This window comes from Promicromonospora sp. Marseille-Q5078, from assembly GCF_050315395.1.
Taxonomy (GTDB): domain Bacteria; phylum Actinomycetota; class Actinomycetes; order Actinomycetales; family Cellulomonadaceae; genus Isoptericola.
On the sequence record NZ_JBNPQG010000001.1, the window covers coordinates 2,613,349 to 2,632,386 of the forward strand.

A 19,038-nucleotide genomic window follows, 5' to 3' on the forward strand; every position below is an offset into this window, starting at 1 on the left:
TGGCTCATGCGGACACCTCTATTGTACCGGCGACAACCGCGACGGTGGGGCACCTCAGGCTTCCCCGCCCTTCTCCGCACCCGCGTCGTCCGTTGACCGACGCTGGCACAACGCACGGGACGCCGCGAAGATTCCCGCGGGACCGGGCGCGTCGGCGGGTCTCGACCCCCCCGGCCACGGGGCCACGGGGGCGCCGACCGTCGCAAGCGTCACACCTGCACGCCCGGGCGCGGCGGACGCGGCGGACATCGTCACGGCTTGACCGCCAGCACCGGGCAGGGCGCCTCGAGGAGGATGCGCTGGGCGCCCGAGCCGAGGATGAGCTTGCCGACGGGGCTGCGGCGCCGCAGCCCGACGACGATCAGCTCGGCCCCGGCCTCCTGCGCCGTCCGCACCAGGTCCTCGGCCAGGTCTCCGGTACCGCCGACGACGGAGAACGGGAGCCCAGAGGCCGTCAGGTCCTCCTCGACCGCCCGTGTCTGGACGCCGTCGTCGTCCCTGGTCACGACCACCGTGAGCGGGACGGACCGCTCGCGTGCCTCGCGCTTCGCTGCGGCGAGTGCCGCCTGTCCTTCGGCCGTGCTCAAGAGTCCGACGACGATCGCCATGGGGGCACGCTACCCGACGGTGGGCCCGGCCACACCGGCCGGCGCCGGTGCCCGCGACGCGCTCACCCAGCCGGGCGGCACCGCCGCCCGCAGCACCCCGGCGAGGAGGCCGGCGAGGCGGTGCTCCGGGTCCTGTGCGACGGCCTCGCGCACCCGTCGCGCGGCGAGCCACCCCTCGCCGCGCCACCACGCCAGGAATCCCAGCAGGGCGAGCGGCGGAGCGTGCCACCGGAACGGGGCGGCGCCCACCACCTGCTCGAGCACGAGCCGCGCCGCCGCGGCCGTCGCGGCGTCCGGCGGAACACCGACCCGCGGGTCGACGACCCGCGCGATCGCCCGCGCGGTGGCGGCCTCCACGTCCCCCGCCGGTCCGCACCCGACGCCCGCGGCGCCCGGGTCCGCCCCGGACCTCCCTCGGCCCAGGCCCACCGTGGCGTCGGCCGCCTCGCGGGCGTCGGGCACCAGCGACAGCAGGACGGCGTCCCGCACCGGCACGTCGGCGAGCGCCGCCGCCAGCCGGCCCAGTCGGGCCGGCGGGAGGCTCGGGTCGACCCCGGGCGCACACGCCCGCAGCTCGATGGCCGCCTCCCGCACGAGGTCGCACCAGGTCGCGTACGCCTCGGCCCGCCACCGTCCGAGCGCGGCACCGCCCCCGTCACTCCGGTCGCGCCCGTCGCGCCCGTCGCGCCCGTCGGCCTGCGTCTCGGCGCGGGCCCGGTCCGCCCGGGCGGCCGCCTTCGCAGCCCGGTCCCGCACGGCGGCGGGCGCCCGGACGATCCGGTGCGCCTCCTCCTCCGAGCCCGCGATCGCGCGGCCCGCCACCACGAAGGCCGCACCGAGCTCGCCGTGCTCGAGCTCGCCGACCGGGCGACCGCCGGGCGGGCAGCACGCGCCGTCCCTGCAGTCGAGGCCGCGGTAGCCGTGGGGCGACACCAGCCAGCTCTCGACGTCGACCGCGCCGCCCAGGACCTCGTCGAACGCCTCGCCCACCGCCGCCGCGCACGGCCCGACCTCCGCGTCCGGGCGGGCCGTGTACAGGACCACGAGCGCGAGGCGCGCGGCCACCCGACCGGCGGCCCGCGCGACGGTGCGCGCGTCGAGGTCGGCACCGTCGGGTCCCCGGGCGGCGTGGTCGTCCAGCGGTGTCCGGGCGACGAGGCCGACCTGCCCCTGGTCCGTGACGCAGACGACCACGCAGCACTCGCGGGGGCGGAACCCCAGCAGGTAGGGCACGGCCGCGAGCAGGTCGCGGGAGGAGCGGAGCACGACGGGTGGGTCGAACGGGGAGGCCGGCTCCCCGCCGCGATGGGTGACGTATGCGGTGTCCATGCGCCGATCCCACCCGGTCGCGCGGCACCCCGGATCGCCCTGTGGACGCCGCGCGCGCGGCGGCGGCTGGGGGCAGGTTCGCGGCCACGACCGCCGCGGGCGCGTCCGACGTACGCACGGCGTTCGCGTCACCGTTGCCGCCGCAGGGCCACCTCCGGTGCCGCTACGGTGGGCGCCGTGCCTCTGCTCCGCCGCCACCCGCGCTCCTCCCGACCTGCCCACGGGGCTCGGGGTCACGGGGCTCGGGGTCACGAGGCACGGGGCACGGATCGCGCGGCCGCGGCGCCGCCGCCGCGGCCCTCACGGCTCTGCTCGCGCTGTCGGGCTGCGGCCTGCTCGGCAGCGCCGACTCCCCCGACGACGAGGTCTCCGCGACCGGGCAGGACGGCTCGGGCATCGGGGTGCGCGGCACCGGCGAGACCGGCGCACCCGCGACACCCGAGCCGAGCGACGCCACGGCCCTGCCGACGTTCGACCCGGACACCGCGGTCGGCGGGTACGCGAAGGGTTTCCCGAAGAACCTCCTGGGCGCCCCCGAGGACGCCACGGTGCTCGCCAGCTCGGCGACCCCGGGCGAGGGCAGCCTCACCGACGTGACGCTCAACCTGAGCACCACGCGGAGCGCCCAGCAGGTCATCGACCAGCTCGCGAAGCGCCTGGGCAAGGCCGGCTTCGAGGAGTCGGGCGCACAGACGTACTCGGGCCTCACGGCGCAGACCACCTTCGGCCGCGAGACCACCCCGAAGGGGAAGAAGGACGCGGACCCGGTCATGGAGTCGATCACCCTCGGTGTCCTCGACGACGGCGAGCGCCGACTGGTGACGGTGAGCGGCTCCGTCGTCGTCGGCTGACCCGGACCCGGCGGGGTCGCCCCGCGGCCGGACGTCCCCGCTGGTCGCCTAGGCTGTCGGCATGCCCACCGCCTCGTCCCTGGTCGACCTCGAGAACCTCCGCCACGACGTCGACGCCCAGGTCGAGCGGCACCTCGTGGGGCTCGCGCAGGAGGTCGGCGCCATCGGCGCGGCGGCCACCGCCCTGACCGACCAGGCGGCCGTGCTGCTGCGCGGCGGCAAGCGTCTGCGCGCGGCGTTCTGCTACTGGTCCTACCGCGCCCACGGCGGCGCGGCGGACGGCGTCGAGCGGGACGCCGTGGTGCGGGTCGGGGCCGCTCTCGAGCTGTTCCAGGCGGCCGCGCTGCTGCACGACGACGTCATGGACGCGTCCGACACGCGCCGCGGCGAGCCCACCGCCCACCGCGCCTTCGAGGCCCGCCACGCGGGCGCGCGCTGGGCCGGGTCGGCCGAGCGGTTCGGCACGTCCGCCGCCATCCTGCTGGGCGATCTGTGCCTCGTGGCGTGCCAGCGGGAGATCGCCGCCGCCGCCGCGGACCTGCCCGCCGGGCGGGCGGCCGCAGGTCGGGCGCTGTTCGACGCGATGCAGACCGAGGTGGTCGTCGGCCAGTACCTCGACGTCCTGGTGCAGGCCGAGCCGTGGGGCCTGGACCCGGCCGCCGACGAGGAGCGGGCCCGGACCGTGCTGCGCGCGAAGTCGGCGCGCTACTCGGTGGAGCGACCGCTCGTCCTGGGCGCGGTGCTCGCCGGGGCCGCGCCCGCCCAGGTGGACGCGATCTCCGCCGCGGGGCTGCCGCTCGGCGAGGCGTTCCAGCTCCGCGACGACGTGCTCGGCGTCTTCGGGGACCCCTCGGTCACCGGCAAGCCCGCCGGGGACGACCTGCGGGAGGGCAAGCGCACCGTCCTCGTAGCCCGCACCATGGCGGCGGCGGGCCCCGCGGACCGCGACCTCCTCGTCGCGCACCTCGGGGACCCTGACCTGGACGACGAGACCGTGGAGCGGCTCCGCGGCGTGATCGCGGGCTCCGGCGCTCTCGACGGCGTCGAGACCCTCATCGGGTCCCTGGCGGGCGGCGGGCTCGACAGCCTCGCCGCGGCCGACCTCGCCGAGCCGGGCCGGGACGTGCTGCTGGACCTGGCGCGCGCCGCCGTCGACCGCGCCGCCTGAGGGCCCTCGTCCGCGGGGTGTCCCCCGGCGTCGCCGGGCGTCGCGTCAGAGCAGCGCCTGCGCCACCCGCCGCACCTCCGCGCGCCGGCCCGCGCGCAGCTCCTCGATCGGCGGGCGGCCGATCGACGGCTCCGTCTCGAACAGCCAGCGCAGGATCCCGGCGTCGTCGAGCCCGACGTCGCCGAGGACGAGCACGGTGCCGCGCAGGGTGCCCAGCACGTGCCGCGCGCGGTCCTCGGCCTCCTCGGTGACGAGGAACGCGGCGGGCACCTGGAAGATGTTCCGCTCGCCGCGCCTGATCCCGACGAGCGACCGCTCGGCGATCAGGCGCCGCACCTTCTTCACCTCGATCCCGAGCGCCTCGGCGACGTCGGGCAGGGTCAGCCACTCGCCCACGAGCGCCTCGAGCGCGGTGCGGTCGTCGGGTCGGTCGGGCTGGGAGGGTGCGGTGTCGCTCACACGGGCAAGCCTACGGGGCCCCGGCGGTGCGGCGCCCCTACACTCGTCGCGTGGCCATCACGACGACCGACCCGATGCTCGGCCGCCTGGTCGACGGGCGGTACGAGATCGTCGCGCGCGTCGCCCGGGGCGGCATGGCCACCGTCTACCGCGCCACCGACCGCCGCCTCGACCGCGAGGTCGCCGTCAAGGTGATGCACCCGCACCTCGCGGACGGCGTCGACGGCGCCGCCTTCGTGTCGCGGTTCCGCCGCGAGGCGCGGGCCGCCGCGCGCCTCAGCCACCCGGGCGTGGTCGCCGTCTACGACCAGGGCGTCGACGGCGACACCAGCTACCTCGCGATGGAGTACGTGCCCGGCACCAACCTGCGCCGCGAGCTGCACGACTCCGGCGCCCTCACGCTGGGCCGCGCGCTCGACGTCCTGGCGCAGGTGCTGGCCGCGCTCGCCGCCGCCCACCGCAAGGGCCTGGTACACCGCGACGTCAAGCCCGAGAACGTGCTCGTCGTCGGCGACGGCGACCCCGCCTCGGGGGGCCGCGTGAAGGTGGCCGACTTCGGGCTCGCCCGGGCCGTGACGGAGGTCACCACGACCGCCACGGGCACCGTGCTCGGCACCGTCGCGTACCTCGCACCCGAGGTCATCACGAGCGGACGCTGCGACGCGCGCACGGACGTGTACGCCGTCGGCGTGCTCGCGTACGAGCTGGTGACCGGCACGCTCCCCTACGCCGGCGAGACCCCGATCCAGGTGGCGTTCCACCACGTGCACGAGGACCACCCCGCCCCGTCGGACCGCGCCGACTGGCTCCCCGCCGGCGTCGACGCGCTGGTCGCGTCCTTCACGGCGCGCGACCCGCAGCTGCGCCCGTCCGACGCGGGGGCGGCGCTCGACGCCGTCGAGGCGCTCCGCGCGTCCTCGACGCCGACGCGCTCGACCGCCGCGCCCAGCCACCCGCCCCCGCCGCCGAGCCCGACCCGGCCGACGGCGCGGACGCCGCCGGCGACGCGGAGGACTCCGAGGGGACGGACGCGGTCGATGAGATCCCCACCGCGTTCTTCCAGGAGGTCTCCGCGAGCGCGCCGTCGCAGCCCACGGACCGGCTGGTCGAGCAGCCCACGGAGACCTACCGGCGCCCCTCCCGGCGCCGCCGTGCGGTCGCCTGGTCGCTCGTCCTGGCGATCCTGCTGGCCGGCGGCGGTCTGGGCACCTGGTGGTGGTTCGCCGACGGTCCCGGCGCGTGGACCTCCGTCCCGTCCGGCGTCGCCGGGGTGTCGGCCGACGACGCCCGCACGGCCCTCGGGCAGGCGGGTCTCGACACCACCACGAGCCGCGCGTTCGACGACGACGTCCCGAAGGGCTCCGTCGTGACCACCGTGCCCGCCCCAGGCGACCGGGTGCGGACCGACGGCTCCGTCGAGGTCGTGGTGTCGCGGGGCGTGCAGATGCTCACCGTGCCCGGTGACCTGGTGGGTGCCGGCCGGAAGGACGCCACGTCGGCCCTGGAGGACGCGGGCTTCACCGTCGGCTCGCCCACGCGCGCGTACGACGACGAGGTGCCGAGCGGCGAGGTCCTCGACGTCTCGGTCGAGGAGGGCTCCCGCCAGCGGCACGACACGGTCGTGACCCTCACGGTCTCCGAGGGGCCCGCCCCGGTGCAGGTGCCGCAGGAGGTGGGCAGGGAGAAGGACGCCGCCGTCACGGACCTCGAGGGGCTCGGGCTCGTCGTCGAGATCGGCGACCCGGAGTACTCCGAGGACGTCCCGAAGGGCCACGTGCTGTCGCAGGACCCGGAGCAGGGCGCCACCGCGCACCGCACCGACACGGTGACGCTGACGATCTCGCAGGGACCGCCGCTCGTCGAGGTGCCGGACGTCGTGGGCAGGCGCTCCGACGCGGCCCGCAAGGCGCTCGAGAAGGCAGGCTTCCAGGTCGAGGAGAACACCTACCTGGGCGGCCTGCTGGACACGGTCCGCTTCCAGGACACCACCGGCAGGGCACCGAAGGGCAGCACCGTCACGCTCACGGTCTGGTAGCCCACGCCCGACGCGGTCCCGCCCGACGCCGCCCGGGGGCGCGCGTCACCAGCTCGTGAGCATCTCCGCCACGCGGAAGGCCATCTCGAGCGACTGCTGGTGGTTGAGGCGAGGGTCGACCAGCGTCTCGTACCGCAGCGCGAGGCCGGCGTCGTCGATCTCCTCGCTGCCACCGAGCACCTCGGTGACGTCGTCGCCGGTGAGCTCCATGTGCAGCCCGCCCGGCACGGTGCCCAGGGCGCGGTGGACCTCGAAGAAGCCGGTCACCTCGTCGAGGACGTCGGAGAACCGCCGCGTCTTGTAGCCGCTGTCCGACGTGATCGTGTTGCCGTGCATCGGGTCGGTCACCCAGGTGACGGCCACGCCGGCGGCCGTGACCTTCTCGACCACCCCGGGCAGCACGTCGCGCACCTTGCCGGCTCCCATGCGCGTGACGAACGTCAGGCGCCCCGGGGCGTTGCCCGGGTTGAGCCGCGCCGCCAGGGCGAGCGCGTCGTCGGCCGACGTCGTGGGGCCGAGCTTGACCCCGATCGGGTTGGCGACGCGGGAGAGGAACTCGACGTGCGCCCCGTCGAGCTGCCGGGTGCGCTCGCCGATCCACAGGAAGTGCGCCGACGTCGCGTACGCCTCGCCGGAGCGGCCGTCCACCCGCGTGAGCGCCCGCTCGTAGTCGAGGATGAGGGCCTCGTGGCTCAGGTAGAACTCGACGGAGCGCAGGGCGTCGAAGTCCGCCCCGCAGGCCTCCATGAAGCGGATCGCCCGGTCGATCTCGGCGGCCGTGCGCTCGTACCGCGCGTAGGCCGGGTTGCGCATGAACCCGCGGTTCCACTCGTGCACGCGCCGCAGGTCGGCGTGGCCGCCCTGCGTGAACGCGCGCACGACGTTCGCCGTCGCCGACGAGATCCGGTACGCCTGCTCCAGCCGCACCGGGTCGGGCGTGCGGGACCCGGGCGTGAACTCGTGCCCGTTGACCATGTCGCCGCGGTAGGCGGGAAGCGTGACACCGTCACGCGTCTCCAGGTCCGACGACCGCGGCTTGGCGTACTGCCCCGCGAGCCGGCCCATCTTCACGACGGGCGTGCTCGCGCCGTGCGTGAGCACGACGGCCATCTGCAGGATGGTGCGGATCTTGTTGCGGATCCGGGTCGCGTTCGCGTCGGCGAACGTCTCCGCGCAGTCGCCGCCCTGCAGGAGGAACGCCTCGCCGCGGCCGGCCGCGGCGAGACGTTCCGTGAGCTGCCTGGCCTCCGCCGGCACCACGAGGGGCGCCGCCTCGGAGAGCCGGCCCGCCACCGCCGCGAGCGCCTCGGCGTCCGGCCACACGGGCTGCTGGCGCGCCTCGAGGGTACGGAACCGGTCCAGGCCCTCGGGGTCGCTCCCGGGCGCCACGGTGTCGACGGCGGTGGTCATGCGGGCTGCTCCTGCCTCTGGTGGCCGGGTCGTCAGTGCGCGGCGGGCTTCGCGGGCACGAGCGGCTGGCCGATGCCCTCGAGGATCTCGCTGAACCACGGCACCGAGACGTCGAACGCCTTGCCGCCGGCGATGCGCGGGAACGCGATCGCCTTGAGGCGGTCGCCGTCCTCCTCGTCGTGGCCGATGACGCCGGGCTCGCCGCGCAGCGCGCACTCGACCGCCAGGTCGGTCATCGACTTGATGAGACGCAGGTCCTCGGCGTTCGCGGCCGCGGCGCGCGAGTAGTAGCCGGACTTCTGCACCATGACCTTCTCGGCGCCCAGCTTCTCCGCGAACTGCTGGGCGAACCACTGGCCCGGGTTGATGGTGTCGAGCTTGACGTGCCCGAACGGGTCGCGCGGCACCGCCTCGCCGGCGGCCTCGAGCTGCTGGACGATCTCGTTCATCCCCGCGCCCTCGGACAGGAAGATGTTGACGTTGCCGATCTCGTCCATGACGGCGCGCAGGCGCGCGGCCTCGGCGTCGATGTCGATCTCGAGCTCCGGCAGGAAGACGGCGTGCACGTCCCAGCGCTCGCGCGTCAGGCCGAGGGCGGGTGCCCACTCCTGCGCGTCGAGCCACTTCCGGTACTCCTTCGCGGCGGCCGCGGTGAGCCAGCCGCAGTGGCGGCCCATGACCTCGTGCACGATGAGCATGCGCGGGCCGGAGCGGTGCTCGCCGATGACGTTCGCGGCGAAGCCCGCGGCCTCCTCGGCAGCCGTCCAGGCGCCGAGCGACTGACGGATCGGCACCACGTCGTTGTCGATCGTCTTGGGCAGTCCGACCACGGTGAGCTCGTACCCGTTGTCGTGCAGGTAGGCGGCGAGGTCGGCGGCGGTGGTGTTCGTGTCGTCGCCGCCGATGGTGTGCAGCACGTCCACGCCGTCGGCCTTGAGCCGCTCGGCCGCGACCTCCAGCGGGTTCTGCCCCTCCTCGACGAGGCCGCGCTTGACGCAGTCCGCGGCGTTGGTGAGCTTCACGCGCGAGTTGCCGATCGGCGAGCCGCCGAAGCGGTGCAGGATGCCGGCCTGCTTGCGGCCCTCCTCGTCGATCACGATCTTCGTGCCCGTGAGGAGCCCGTGGTAGCCGTACTGGTAGGCGATGATCTCGATCGACGGGTCGAGCTCCTTGTAGCGCTCGATGAGGCCGCCGACGGCGGAGGACAGGCAGGGCGCGAAGCCGCCGGCGGTCAGGAGAGCCACGCGACGAACCGACATGACAGGGGCTACCTCTCGGTGGGGGACGGGAGCCCTCCCATCCTAGGAGCACCGGCGGTGCCTGGCCCCGCCCGTCCGCCGGGCGAACGGGACGCGTCCCGGCCGGCCCGCCCGTGAGATGATGTGCCCGAGCCTCCCCGCCGTCCGGCGCCGGGAGGCTCTTGCGCATGACGACACCGACATCCCCGGCGACGCCGGGGCCCACCACCTCCGTGCCCCGTCCCCGCGTCCGCCGCGCCGGCCCGGCCGACCGAGACGTCCTCGAGCGGCTGTGGCTGCTCTTCCGCCACGACCTGTCCGCGGTCACGGGAGAGCTGCCCCGCCCCGACGGACGCTTCCGGGACGAACGGCTGCGCGCGGCCCTCGACGACCTCGGCCGCGACGACGCCGAGGTCCCGGTCTGGCGGGCCCACCTCGCGTCCCTCGACGACCGGCCGGCGGCGTTCGCCCTGGTCCGGGGACTCGACGCACCGGTGCGGGTGTTGTCCGCGTTCTTCGTCGCGCGGGCCGCCCGCCGGTCCGGCGTCGGGCTCGAGGTCGCGGCGGCCGTGCTGCGCGACGTCCCCGGCCCGTGGGAGGTGGCGTTCCAGGACGCCAACACCGGCGCGGCAGCGTTCTGGCCGCGGGTCGCGGCCTGCGTCGCGGGCGAGGACTGGACGCTCGAGCACCGGGCGGTGCCCGGCCGGCCGGAGCTGCCGCCGGACACGTGGCTCCGGCTGACGGCCGCCTGAGGCTGACCTGCCGACGTGCCGACGTGCTGACGTGCTGACGAAGCGGGAGGCCGGCGCCCCCGTCAGGCGCCGGCGTCCGGCTCCTCGGGCGGCGCGGGGTGCTGCGCCGCGGTGGCGAGGCGCGCCTTCATCGTGGCGGCGTACACGTCCACGTACTCCTGGTCGGACAGCCGCAGCACGGCGTACATGATCTCGTCGGTCACGGAACGCAGCACGAACCGGTCGTTCTCCATCCCGCGGTAGCGGCTGAAGTCGAGCGGCTCGCCGATGACGATGCCGATGGGCATCGGCTTCGGGATCGCCCGGCCGAGGGGCTGCGCCACGTCGGTGCCGACCATCGCGACGGGGATCACGGGCGCGCCGGACTCGAGCGCGAGCCGGGCCACGCCGGTCTTGCCGCGGTACAGGCGTCCGTCGGGACTGCGCGTGCCCTCGGGGTAGATGCCGAACAGGTCGCCCTCGTCGAGCACGCGCAGCCCGGTCCGGAGCGCGGCCTCGCTGGCCTTGCCGCCGGACCGGTCCACGGGGATCGTGCCGACGCCGCGCATGAAGCCCGCCACGAGGCGTCCGCGCACCCCCCCGCCGGTGAAGTAGTCCGACTTGCCCAGGAACTGGACCTGCCGGTCGAGCACCAGCGGGAGCACGAACGAGTCGATGACTGCGAGGTGGTTGCTCGCCAGGATCGCCGGGCCCGAGGACGGGATGTTCTCGACCCCCTTCGTCCAGGGGCGGAACGCCAGCCGGAGCCACGGCCCCACCAGCACGTTCTTCATCACCCAGTAGAACAACTGTCCTCCTTGCCAGTGTCGCCAGCGCCCCGGTCAGCGGACCGCCGGTCACGGGCCGTGGCGCCGACGGCGAGACCGCCGACACGAAGCATCGCCCACGACAATAGAGTGAACCCATGCCCGCACCGAACCCGGACGCCGAACCGGACCTGCCGGACGACGACCTGCCCGACGACGCCGTCGAGGCACGCTGGGCGGACATCATCGCGCAGCTGGGCCCGCTCGACGAGCCCCACGCCGACGGCACGTCCACGTCCGACGGCGCGGGCCCCGCGGACGCCGACGCGGACGCAGCGCCGGAGGGCACGCCCGACAGCACGCCGGACACCTCCGCCGAGGCGGCGCGGACGACCGGCAGCGGGCCTCGCGACTGGCCGGTCACCCCGGACGTCGAGGACCTGGAAGAGACTGAGTCTCACTTTACGCCGCCGGACCCCGAGCCCGTGCTCTCGCGCGACCCGCTCCTGACGCTCGCCTGGTCGCTCGTGGTCGGGATCCCGGTGCTCGTCGTGCTGGGCGTCGTCGTGCGCGCCGCGGTGCCGGCGCTCCGACTGCCCGCCTGGTCAGGGCCGGTGGCGGGCGGGCTGTTCCTCGTGGGGCTCGGCGTCCTGCTCTGGCGGATGCCGCACCACCGCGACCCCGACGACGACGGCACCGGCGCCGTCGTCTGACCCGCCCGTCAGCGGCGGGCGAGGTCGGCGGCGCCGATGATGCCCGCCTCGTTCCCGTGCTCGGCGAGCTCGATCTGCGCGACCGGGCGATGGCCCAGGGCGGACAGCTGCGCCTCGTAGGCCTTGCGCACCGGCAGCAGCAGCAGGTCCCCGGCCGCGCCCACGCCCCCGCCGATGACGATCAGCTCGGGGTCGAGCAGGGCCGCGACCGACGCCGAGCCCTCGCCGATCCACCGGCCGAGCGTGCCGAGCAGCTCGACCGCGAGGCCGTCGCCCTCCTGGGCGGCCTTCGTGACGTGGGGGCCGCCGATGCCGGACGGCTCGCCGCCGGCGAGCTCCAGCAGCCGGGCCGCGCGCTCCGGCTGCGCGATCGCGGCCTGCTTGGCGTCGCGCACGAGGGCCGTGCCGGACGCGTACTGCTCCCAGCAGCCCTCGTGCCCGCAGCCGCAGTAGTGGCCGCCCGGCACGACGCGCATGTGGCCGACCTCCGCGGCCACGCCCCACTTGCCGCGCACGAGCTCGCGGTCCACGACGATCGCGCCGCCGAGCCCGGTGCCGACGGTCAGCATGAGCATGTCGGTCGCCTCGCGGGCGGCCCCGAACCGGAACTCGGCCCAGCCGGCGGCGTTCGCGTCGTTCTCCACGACCACCGGGACGTCCAGGTCGAGCAGGCTCTCGATCCGCTCGGCCAGCGGGTACTCGCGCCAGGCGATGTTCGGCGCGAACAGGACGGAGCGCCGGTCCGGGCTGACGAAGCCCGCCGCGGCGAGGCCGATCGCGCTGACCTCGTGCTCCTTGGCCAGCTCCGTGCACGCGTCCGCGATGGCCCGGTCGATGTCGGTGACGTCGTCCGCCACGGTGTCGCGCCGCACCTTCGCGAGGATCCTGCCCGCCTCGTCCACCACACCCACGGCAATCTTCGTGCCGCCGATGTCGACTCCGATGGCGTGCATGCAGGAACCTCGCGTTCATGTGTCGGGACGCCGCGTCCACGCAGCGCGTCACCCTGTCACCCTGTCGCCGGGGCGGCTCGGGGGCGCGCGGTGCGCGCAAGGACAGAGTATCCACCCCTGCCGCGGCGGTGCGACGCGCGTTCGTCACCGAACCGTGTCCCGGACCTCGCCTGAGACCCGGTATCGTGACGGCCGGGGAACGAACCCCTGGCCAATGCACTCAGTGGACGATGGAGTCAGCATGGACGAGATCACCATCCCGCAGGCAGTCGAGCTGCCTGCGACGTCGAACCTCAACGACCTCCTCGCCACCCGCGTGGCGAGCGACCCGCGTGCCACGCTCGCCGAACGCCCCTCCGGCGACGGCTGGCAGCCGGTCACGGCCGCGCAGTTCGACGCCGAGGTGGTGGCCGTGGCCAAGGGCCTCGTCGCCCGGGGCGTGCAGCCCGGCGACCCGGTCGGGATCATGTCGCACACCCGCTACGAGTGGACCCTCCTCGACTTCGCCGCCTGGGCGGCGGGCGCGGTCCCCGTCCCGATCTACGAGACGTCGTCGGCGGAGCAGGTCGAGTGGATCCTCACGGACTCGGGGATCACGCTGCTCGTCGTCGAGGACGCCGGGCTCGCCGCCACGGTCGCCGAGGTCGCCGACCGCGCGCCGGCGCTGCGCGAGGTCCTGCAGATCGAGAGCGGCGCGATCGCCGAGCTCACCGCCGCCGGCGCCGAGGTGGGCGACGACGAGATCGCGCGCCGCCGCGGCCTCGCCGGCCTCGCGGACGTCGCGACGCTCATCTACACGTCCGGCACCACCGGCACCCCCAAGGGCGCCGAGATCACCCACGGCAACCTGTCCCTGCTCGCCGTGAACGCGGTCGCCGCGGTCCCCGACGTGTTCAAGGACGGCGGCCGCACGCTCCTCTTCCTGCCGCTGGCGCACGTGTTCGCCCGGTACGTCGAGATCCTCGCGATCGCGAGCGGCACGGTGCTGGGCCACTGGGCCGACCTCAAGACCGTCACCGCGGGCCTCGGCGCGTTCAAGCCCACGTACATCCTCGCGGTGCCGCGCGTCTTCGAGAAGGTCTACAACGCCGCGGAGCAGAGCGCCGCGGCGGGCGGCAAGCTCAAGATCTTCCACTGGGCGGCCGCGACCGCCATCGAGTACTCGCGGGCCCTCGACTCGGCGTCCGGCCCGTCCCTGTGGCTCCGCCTGCAGCACAAGGTCGCGGACACCCTGGTGTTCTCGAAGCTCCGTGCCGTGCTCGGCGGGCAGGCGCAGTACGCCGTCTCGGGCGGCGGCCCCCTCGGCGAGCGCCTCGGCCACTTCTTCCGCGGCATCGGCCTCATCATCCTCGAGGGCTACGGCCTCACGGAGACCACGGCGCCCACCAGCGTGAACCGGCCCGAGGCCACCAAGATCGGGTCGGTCGGGCCGCAGCTGCCCGGCTGCGGCGTGAAGATCGCCCCGGACGGCGAGGTCCTGCTCCGCGGCATCCAGGTCTTCAAGGGCTACCACAACAACGCGCAGGCGACCGCCGAGGCGTTCGACGAGGGCGGCTGGTTCCGCAGCGGCGACCTGGGCGCCCTCGACGACGACGGCTTCCTCACGATCACCGGCCGCAAGAAGGAGATCATCGTGACGGCCGGCGGCAAGAACGTCGCCCCCGCCCTCCTCGAGGACCGCATCCGGGCGCACGCGCTCGTGAGCCAGTGCGTCGTCGTGGGCGACAACCGCCCGTTCATCGCCGCGCTCGTCACGCTCGACGCCGAGGGACTCCCGGGCTGGCTGAAGATGCACGACAAGCCGGAGCTCACGCCCGCGCAGGCCGCCACCGACCCCGACGTGCTCGCCGCGCTCGACACCGCCGTCACGCGGGCCAACCAGGCCGTGTCGAAGGCCGAGTCCATCCGCAAGTTCTCGGTGCTCCCGGGCGACCTCACCGTCGAGAACGGGTACCTGACGCCCAAGCAGAGCGTGCGCCGGCACGTGTTCGTCAAGGACTTCGCCCAGGAGATCGACGACCTGTACGTCGACACCCGGCAGAAGTCCGCGGGCTGACCCGCTCCGCGGTCCAGCCCGTCGAGCCCGTCGAGACCCGTCTCGGCGGGCTCGAGCCCTGTCCGGGCAGCCCGTGTCGGTGGCCGTCGCTACGGTCCCCGCATGCCGAGCACCACCCCCGCCGCGCCCGCCCCCGCCGCGGTCCAGCCCTCGTTCGAGGACCTCGGCACCTCGCTGCGCGACGTCACGTTCGTCGTGGTCGACCTCGAGACCACCGGCGGCCGGGCGGCGGACGGCGGCATCACGGAGATCGGCGCCGTGAAGGTGCGCGGGGGCGAGGTGCTGGGCGAGCTGCAGTCGCTCGTCGACCCCGGCCACCCGGTCCCGGCCTTCATCGCCCGGCTCACGGGCATCACGACCGCCATGGTCGCCACCGCTCCCGCGCTCGACCTCGTGCTGCCGAGCTTCCTGGAGTTCGCGCGGGACGCCGTGCTGGTGGCGCACAACGCGCCGTTCGACGTCGGCTTCCTCCGGGCGGCGTGCGACCGGCTCGGCTACGACTGGCCGGGGTTCCGGGTGGTCGACACCGTCCCCCTCGCGCGGCGCGTCGTCACGCGCGACGAGGCGCCCAACCACAAGCTGTCGACCCTCGCCGCGCTGTTCCGCGCCAGGGTGACGCCCGAGCACCGCGCCCTGGCGGACGCCCGCGCGACGGTGGACGTGCTGCACGCGCTCCTCGAGCGGCTCGCGCCCCTCGGGATCACCCATCTCGAGGACCTCGCCACCGCGGCCGACCCGGTGCCGCCCGACGTGCGCCGCAAGCGCACCCTGGCCGACGGGCTGCCCGAGGCGCCCGGCGTCTACCTCTTCCGGGGGCCCGGGGACGAGGTCCTGTACGTGGGGACGTCGACGAACCTCCGCAAGCGCGTGCGGTCGTACTTCACCGCCGCGGAGAAGCGCGGCCGCATCACGGAGATGGTGCGGATCGCGCAGGCCGTCACGCCCGTCGTGTGCGCGACACCGCTCGAGGCGCAGGTGCGCGAGCTGCGCCTCATCGCCGAGCACGCCCCGCGGTACAACCGCCGGTCGAAGCACCCGGAGCGCCAGACGTGGGTGCGGCTCACCGACGAGGCCTACCCCCGGCTCTCGGTCGTGCGTGACGTGCGGGCGGGCACCCCGCACATCGGCCCCTACACGTCGCGCCGGACCGCCCTGGCCGCCGTCGACGCCCTGCACGACGCGCTGCCGCTGCGCCAGTGCACCGCCCGCCTCCCGCGCGTCGCGCGGGCCGCCGGCAGCCCGTGCGCCCTGGCGGGCATGGGCCGCTGCTCCGCGCCCTGCACCGCCACGGACGCCGCCGACGTGGGGTACGACGACGTCGCGGCCGCGGCGCGGACCGCGTTCACCGCCGACCCGTCCGTCGTCGTCGACGCGCTCGCCGCCCGGGTCGCGAGGCTCGCGGCCCAGGAGCGCTTCGAGGAGGCCGGTCGCGTGACGCACCGGCTGCGCGCCTTCGTTCAGGGCGCGGCCCGCGCCCAACGGCTCGACCCCCTGGCCCGGTGCGCCGAGCTCGTGGCCGCCCGGCCCACGGTCGCGGGCGGCTGGGAGCTCGTCGTCGTCAAGCACGCCCGCCTGGCCGCCACGGCCGTCACGGGCCCGGACGAGGACCCGCTGCCGGTCGTGGACGCCCTCCGTGCGACGGCGGAGGACGTCGCGCCGCCGGTCCCTCCCGCCCCCGCGTGCCACCCGGAGGAGGCGGGGCTCGTGCTCGCGTGGCTGGAGGAGCCGGGGGTGCGCCTGGTGCACGTGAGCCGCCCGTGGTCGTGCCCGGTCCGCTCCGCCGCCGCGCACGCGGACCTGGCGGCGGTCTCGACGACGGTCGCCGAGCTCTGGGACGGGCCCGGGGCGGGCGCCGACCACGACACGGAGGCTGCGGCCGTGGCTACGATGACGGCATGCTGACCGCGATCGTGCTCATCGACACCGAGGCCGACCAGATCCCCGAGGTCGCCACCCAGGTCACCGACATCAAGGGGGTCAGCGAGGTCTACTCCGTCACCGGCAAGGCCGACCTGGTCGCCATGGTGCGGGTGCGCGAGCACGAGACCCTCGCCGACGTCATCGCCGACGGCATCTCCAAGGTGCCGGGCGTGGTCCGCACGGAGACCCTCATCGCCTTCCGGGCGTACTCGAACGTCGACCTCGAGCAGGCCTTCGCCATCGGCCTCGACGACTGAGACACCGCGCCGGTCGAGCCTGTCGGGACCCCACAGGCGCGGCCGCCGCTCAGGCGCGGGTCGCGGTCACCCAGCGCTCCAGCACTGCCGCGGCGGCGCCGTCGTCGACGCTGCGTGCGGCGTGCCCGAACCCGGCCGCGAGGCGGTCGGCGAGCGACCCCGAGCCCGTCCCCGGCAGGGTCCCGTCCGCCACGATCGCCGCAGCGGCGTTGAGCAGCACGGTCTCGCGCACCGGTCCGTGGTCGACGCCGGTGAGGACGTCGCGGGCCACGCCCGCGTTGTAGGCGGCGTCGGCACCGCGAAGGTCGCCGACCTCGATCCGGCGCAGGCCGAGCTCGGCGACCGCGTCCAGACGCGACTCGGTGACCCGGCCCTCGCGGACCTCCCAGATCGTGGACCCGCCGGTCGCGGCCAGCTCGTCCAGGCCGTCGTCACCCCGGAACACCAGCGCCGTGGTGCCGCGGGTGGCGAAGACCCCGGCGACGAGCGGTGCCATGCGAGCGTCCGCCACCCCGACCGCCGTGGCGCGCGGCTGGGCGGGGTTGGTCAGCGGCCCGAGGAAGTTGAACGCGGTGGCGATGCCCAGCTCCTTGCGCGCGACGCCCGCGTGCCGGAACGACGGGTGGAAGACCATCGCGAAGCAGAAGGTGATCCCGACCTCTTCCGCCAGGGCGGCCACCCGCTCGGGGCCGTGGTCGAGCCTGACGCCCAGGGCCTCCAGCACGTCGGCCGAGCCGGACGAGGACGAGGACGCCCGGTTGCCGTGCTTCACCACGCGGATGCCGGCGCCCGCCACGACGACCGCGGCCATGGTCGAGATGTTCACGGTGTGGGCGCGGTCGCCGCCGCTGCCGACGATGTCGACGGTCGGGCCGGGCACGCTGAAGCGGCGTGCGTGGGCGAGCATCGTGTCGGCCAGGCCGGTGAGCTCCCCCACCGTCTCTCCCTTGGCCCGCAGGGCCACGAGGAAGCCCGCCAGACGCGCGGGCGACACCTCGCCCGACATGACCTCGTCCATGGCCCACGCCGTGTCGGCGGCGGTCAGGTCGCGCCCGGCGACCAGCTCGGTGAGGATGCCGGGCCAGGTCAGGTCGGAGGCCGGGTCGTTGGAGGCCACGGAGGTCCCTTCGGTTCGGTGCCCGGCACCCTCCGACGGGACGTGGCGCCCCGCGGCGGGTCAGGCTGCAGCGGTCAGGAGGCCGGCCACGGTGCGCTGCAGCTCGATCGCGTCGAGCGGCCGCGCCACCACGGCGTCGGCGAGCGACCACGATGCTAGCCATCCGTCGTCCGGCCTGCCGGTGAGGACCAGGACCGGCGGGCAGCGGTACACCTCGTTCTTGAGCTGCCGGCACAGGCCCATCCCCCCGGACTTGTCCGCCTCGCCGTCCAGGACGAGCATGTCCCACCCGCCGCGGTCGGCCGCGGCGATCAGCGCCGCCGGTGTCGCGACCTCCGCCCAGGCGATCTCGGGCGCGTGGGCGCGCAGGCGCGGGCCGACGGCCGTGCGCACGTGCTCGCGCACCGTCCGGTCGTCGCTGTACAGCAGGACGCGCGGCCCCCGGGTCGGGGCGGTCGGCGTCACCGCGGTGGTCGGGCGTTCCGTCGTCTGATCCGTCATCGAGGCTCCCCTTCGCGGACGTGCACGGCACCGGGCACGGACTCGGCGCCCGGGAGCGGCCGCACCGCCGCCGGCCGTCGCCGTTTGCTGGCATCGTGGCACACTCCCGTCACCTCGGGCAGCCGCCGAACGTGGTCTTTTACTGGCACTCTGCGACCTCGCGTCATCTCGTAGCGGCAGAGTGGCGGGTTTCCGCAGATTCTGTGGACGTCGACTTGGCGCAGCGCCCGTTCGAGTGGCTCGAACCGGCCGTATATCGGCCATAATGGCTGTCGTGTCGACCGCAACGGCTGCTGCCCCCCATGCCCACCAGCACGTGAGCGTCAACCGTCCGAACCCCGTGTCGGTCGGGACGATCGTCTGGCTCGCCAGCGAGCTCATGTTCTTCGCGGGCCTCTTCGCGATGTACTTCACCGTCCGATCGGTGATGCCCGAGGCGGAGTGGACCGCGCAGGCCGACAAGCTCAACATCACCTTCTCGGCCATCAACACCACCGTGCTGGTGCTGTCGTCGGTCACCTGCCAGATGGGCGTGTGGGCCGCCGAACGGTTCAAGCCGTCGCGCTCCGGCTCCATCCTGCAGGTGAGCAGGTGGGGCATGCACGAGTGGATGACCCTCACCTACCTGATGGGCGCGTTCTTCATCGGCGGCCAGATCTTCGAGTACACCGAGCTGGTGCACGAGGGCCTGACCATCTCCTCCAGCCCGTACGGCTCGGTCTTCTACCTGACCACCGGCTTCCACGGCCTCCACGTGCTCGGCGGCCTCATCGCCTTCCTGTTCCTCCTCGGCCGCTCGTTCGCCGCCCGGAACTTCGGCCACCACGAGGCCACCACCGCGATCGTCACGTCTTACTACTGGCACTTCGTCGACGTGGTGTGGATCGCCCTGTTCGCCGTCATCTACCTCCTGCGCTGAACCCCC

At 74.8% G+C, this 19,038-nt stretch carries 19 protein-coding genes; 10 read left to right on the forward strand and 9 right to left on the reverse strand.

Going from position 1 to position 19,038, the window contains the following annotated elements:
* Positions 1–251 precede the first annotated feature (251 nt).
* Entirely contained in the window at positions 252–608 is a 357-nt protein-coding gene (locus ACQFYA_RS12160; RefSeq protein WP_499124454.1) for a universal stress protein, read from the reverse strand.
* A 9-nt stretch (positions 609–617) separates the two neighbouring features.
* Positions 618–1,937, reverse strand: a complete 1,320-nt coding sequence (locus ACQFYA_RS12165; RefSeq protein ID WP_499124457.1) for a DUF4192 family protein — start codon at positions 1,935–1,937, stop codon at positions 618–620.
* Between the two features lie 401 nt (positions 1,938–2,338).
* On the opposite strand from ACQFYA_RS12165, the gene ACQFYA_RS12170 reads away from it, so the two are divergent.
* Positions 2,339–2,788, forward strand: coding sequence for a hypothetical protein (locus tag ACQFYA_RS12170; protein ID WP_499124460.1), 450 nt, complete (start codon positions 2,339–2,341; stop codon positions 2,786–2,788).
* Between the two features lie 61 nt (positions 2,789–2,849).
* Positions 2,850–3,956 (forward strand): polyprenyl synthetase family protein, encoded by a 1,107-nt coding sequence (locus ACQFYA_RS12175; protein ID WP_499124463.1) that lies wholly within the window; start codon positions 2,850–2,852, stop codon positions 3,954–3,956.
* Between the two features lie 45 nt (positions 3,957–4,001).
* Here ACQFYA_RS12175 and ACQFYA_RS12180 read toward each other — a convergent pair whose 3' ends face one another.
* Entirely contained in the window at positions 4,002–4,415 is a 414-nt protein-coding gene (locus ACQFYA_RS12180) for an Rv2175c family DNA-binding protein (protein WP_499124466.1), read from the reverse strand.
* Between the two features lie 50 nt (positions 4,416–4,465).
* Between ACQFYA_RS12180 and ACQFYA_RS12185 the strand changes: the two genes are divergently transcribed.
* Both ACQFYA_RS12185 and ACQFYA_RS12190 read left to right on the forward strand, forming a co-directional pair.
* Entirely contained in the window at positions 4,466–5,785 is a 1,320-nt protein-coding gene (locus ACQFYA_RS12185; RefSeq protein ID WP_499124468.1) for a protein kinase domain-containing protein, read from the forward strand.
* Positions 5,686–6,450 carry a PASTA domain-containing protein gene (locus ACQFYA_RS12190; protein ID WP_499124470.1) on the forward strand — a complete coding sequence of 255 codons (765 nt, stop codon included), beginning with the start codon at positions 5,686–5,688 and terminating at the stop codon, positions 6,448–6,450. The genes ACQFYA_RS12185 and ACQFYA_RS12190 overlap by 100 nt, the downstream gene beginning before the upstream one ends.
* Positions 6,451–6,495: 45 nt before the next feature.
* On the opposite strand, the gene ACQFYA_RS12195 is transcribed toward ACQFYA_RS12190, so the two are convergent.
* Positions 6,496–7,860: a class II 3-deoxy-7-phosphoheptulonate synthase gene (locus ACQFYA_RS12195; RefSeq protein ID WP_499124472.1), complete on the reverse strand. Its 1,365-nt coding sequence runs from the start codon at positions 7,858–7,860 to the stop codon at positions 6,496–6,498.
* A 32-nt stretch (positions 7,861–7,892) separates the two neighbouring features.
* Complete coding sequence (locus ACQFYA_RS12200; RefSeq protein WP_499124474.1) at positions 7,893–9,119, reverse strand: pyrophosphate--fructose-6-phosphate 1-phosphotransferase; 1,227 nt, start codon at positions 9,117–9,119, stop codon at positions 7,893–7,895.
* Positions 9,120–9,286: 167 nt separating this feature from the next.
* Here ACQFYA_RS12200 and ACQFYA_RS12205 point away from each other — a divergent pair, with 167 nt between their 5' ends.
* A complete protein-coding gene (locus ACQFYA_RS12205; protein ID WP_499124476.1) occupies positions 9,287–9,850 on the forward strand; it encodes a GNAT family N-acetyltransferase in 564 nt (187 codons plus the stop codon).
* Between the two features lie 62 nt (positions 9,851–9,912).
* Here ACQFYA_RS12205 and ACQFYA_RS12210 read toward each other — a convergent pair whose 3' ends face one another.
* On the reverse strand, positions 9,913–10,638 hold the full coding sequence (locus ACQFYA_RS12210) for a lysophospholipid acyltransferase family protein (protein ID WP_499124478.1): 726 nt from the start codon (positions 10,636–10,638) through the stop codon (positions 9,913–9,915).
* Between the two features lie 116 nt (positions 10,639–10,754).
* Here ACQFYA_RS12210 and ACQFYA_RS12215 point away from each other — a divergent pair, with 116 nt between their 5' ends.
* A complete protein-coding gene (locus ACQFYA_RS12215) occupies positions 10,755–11,309 on the forward strand; it encodes a hypothetical protein (RefSeq protein WP_499124479.1) in 555 nt (184 codons plus the stop codon).
* A gap of 8 nt (positions 11,310–11,317) precedes the next feature.
* Here the strand turns inward: ACQFYA_RS12215 and ACQFYA_RS12220 are convergent, their stop codons facing one another.
* On the reverse strand, positions 11,318–12,262 hold the full coding sequence (locus tag ACQFYA_RS12220) for an ROK family glucokinase (protein WP_499124480.1): 945 nt from the start codon (positions 12,260–12,262) through the stop codon (positions 11,318–11,320).
* 241 nt (positions 12,263–12,503) lie between these two features.
* Between ACQFYA_RS12220 and ACQFYA_RS12225 the strand changes: the two genes are divergently transcribed.
* From ACQFYA_RS12225 to ACQFYA_RS12235, 3 genes are all read left to right on the forward strand, one after another.
* Positions 12,504–14,318: an AMP-dependent synthetase/ligase gene (locus tag ACQFYA_RS12225; RefSeq protein ID WP_499124482.1), complete on the forward strand. Its 1,815-nt coding sequence runs from the start codon at positions 12,504–12,506 to the stop codon at positions 14,316–14,318.
* 102 nt (positions 14,319–14,420) lie between these two features.
* Positions 14,421–16,220, forward strand: coding sequence for a DEDD exonuclease domain-containing protein (locus tag ACQFYA_RS12230; RefSeq protein ID WP_499124484.1), 1,800 nt, complete (start codon positions 14,421–14,423; stop codon positions 16,218–16,220).
* Positions 16,214–16,495 (forward strand): Lrp/AsnC family transcriptional regulator, encoded by a 282-nt coding sequence (locus ACQFYA_RS12235; protein ID WP_499124485.1) that lies wholly within the window; start codon positions 16,214–16,216, stop codon positions 16,493–16,495. The genes ACQFYA_RS12230 and ACQFYA_RS12235 overlap by 7 nt, the downstream gene beginning before the upstream one ends.
* Before the next feature lie 49 nt (positions 16,496–16,544).
* Here the strand turns inward: ACQFYA_RS12235 and trpD are convergent, their stop codons facing one another.
* Positions 16,545–17,612, reverse strand: coding sequence for an anthranilate phosphoribosyltransferase (trpD, locus tag ACQFYA_RS12240; RefSeq protein WP_499124487.1), 1,068 nt, complete (start codon positions 17,610–17,612; stop codon positions 16,545–16,547).
* Positions 17,613–17,672: 60 nt separating this feature from the next.
* A complete protein-coding gene (locus ACQFYA_RS12245) occupies positions 17,673–18,113 on the reverse strand; it encodes a response regulator (protein ID WP_499124490.1) in 441 nt (146 codons plus the stop codon).
* 265 nt (positions 18,114–18,378) lie between these two features.
* On the opposite strand from ACQFYA_RS12245, the gene ctaE reads away from it, so the two are divergent.
* Positions 18,379–19,032, forward strand: coding sequence for an aa3-type cytochrome oxidase subunit III (gene ctaE, locus ACQFYA_RS12250; RefSeq protein ID WP_499124493.1), 654 nt, complete (start codon positions 18,379–18,381; stop codon positions 19,030–19,032).
* The last annotated feature ends 6 nt before the right edge of the window (positions 19,033–19,038 follow it).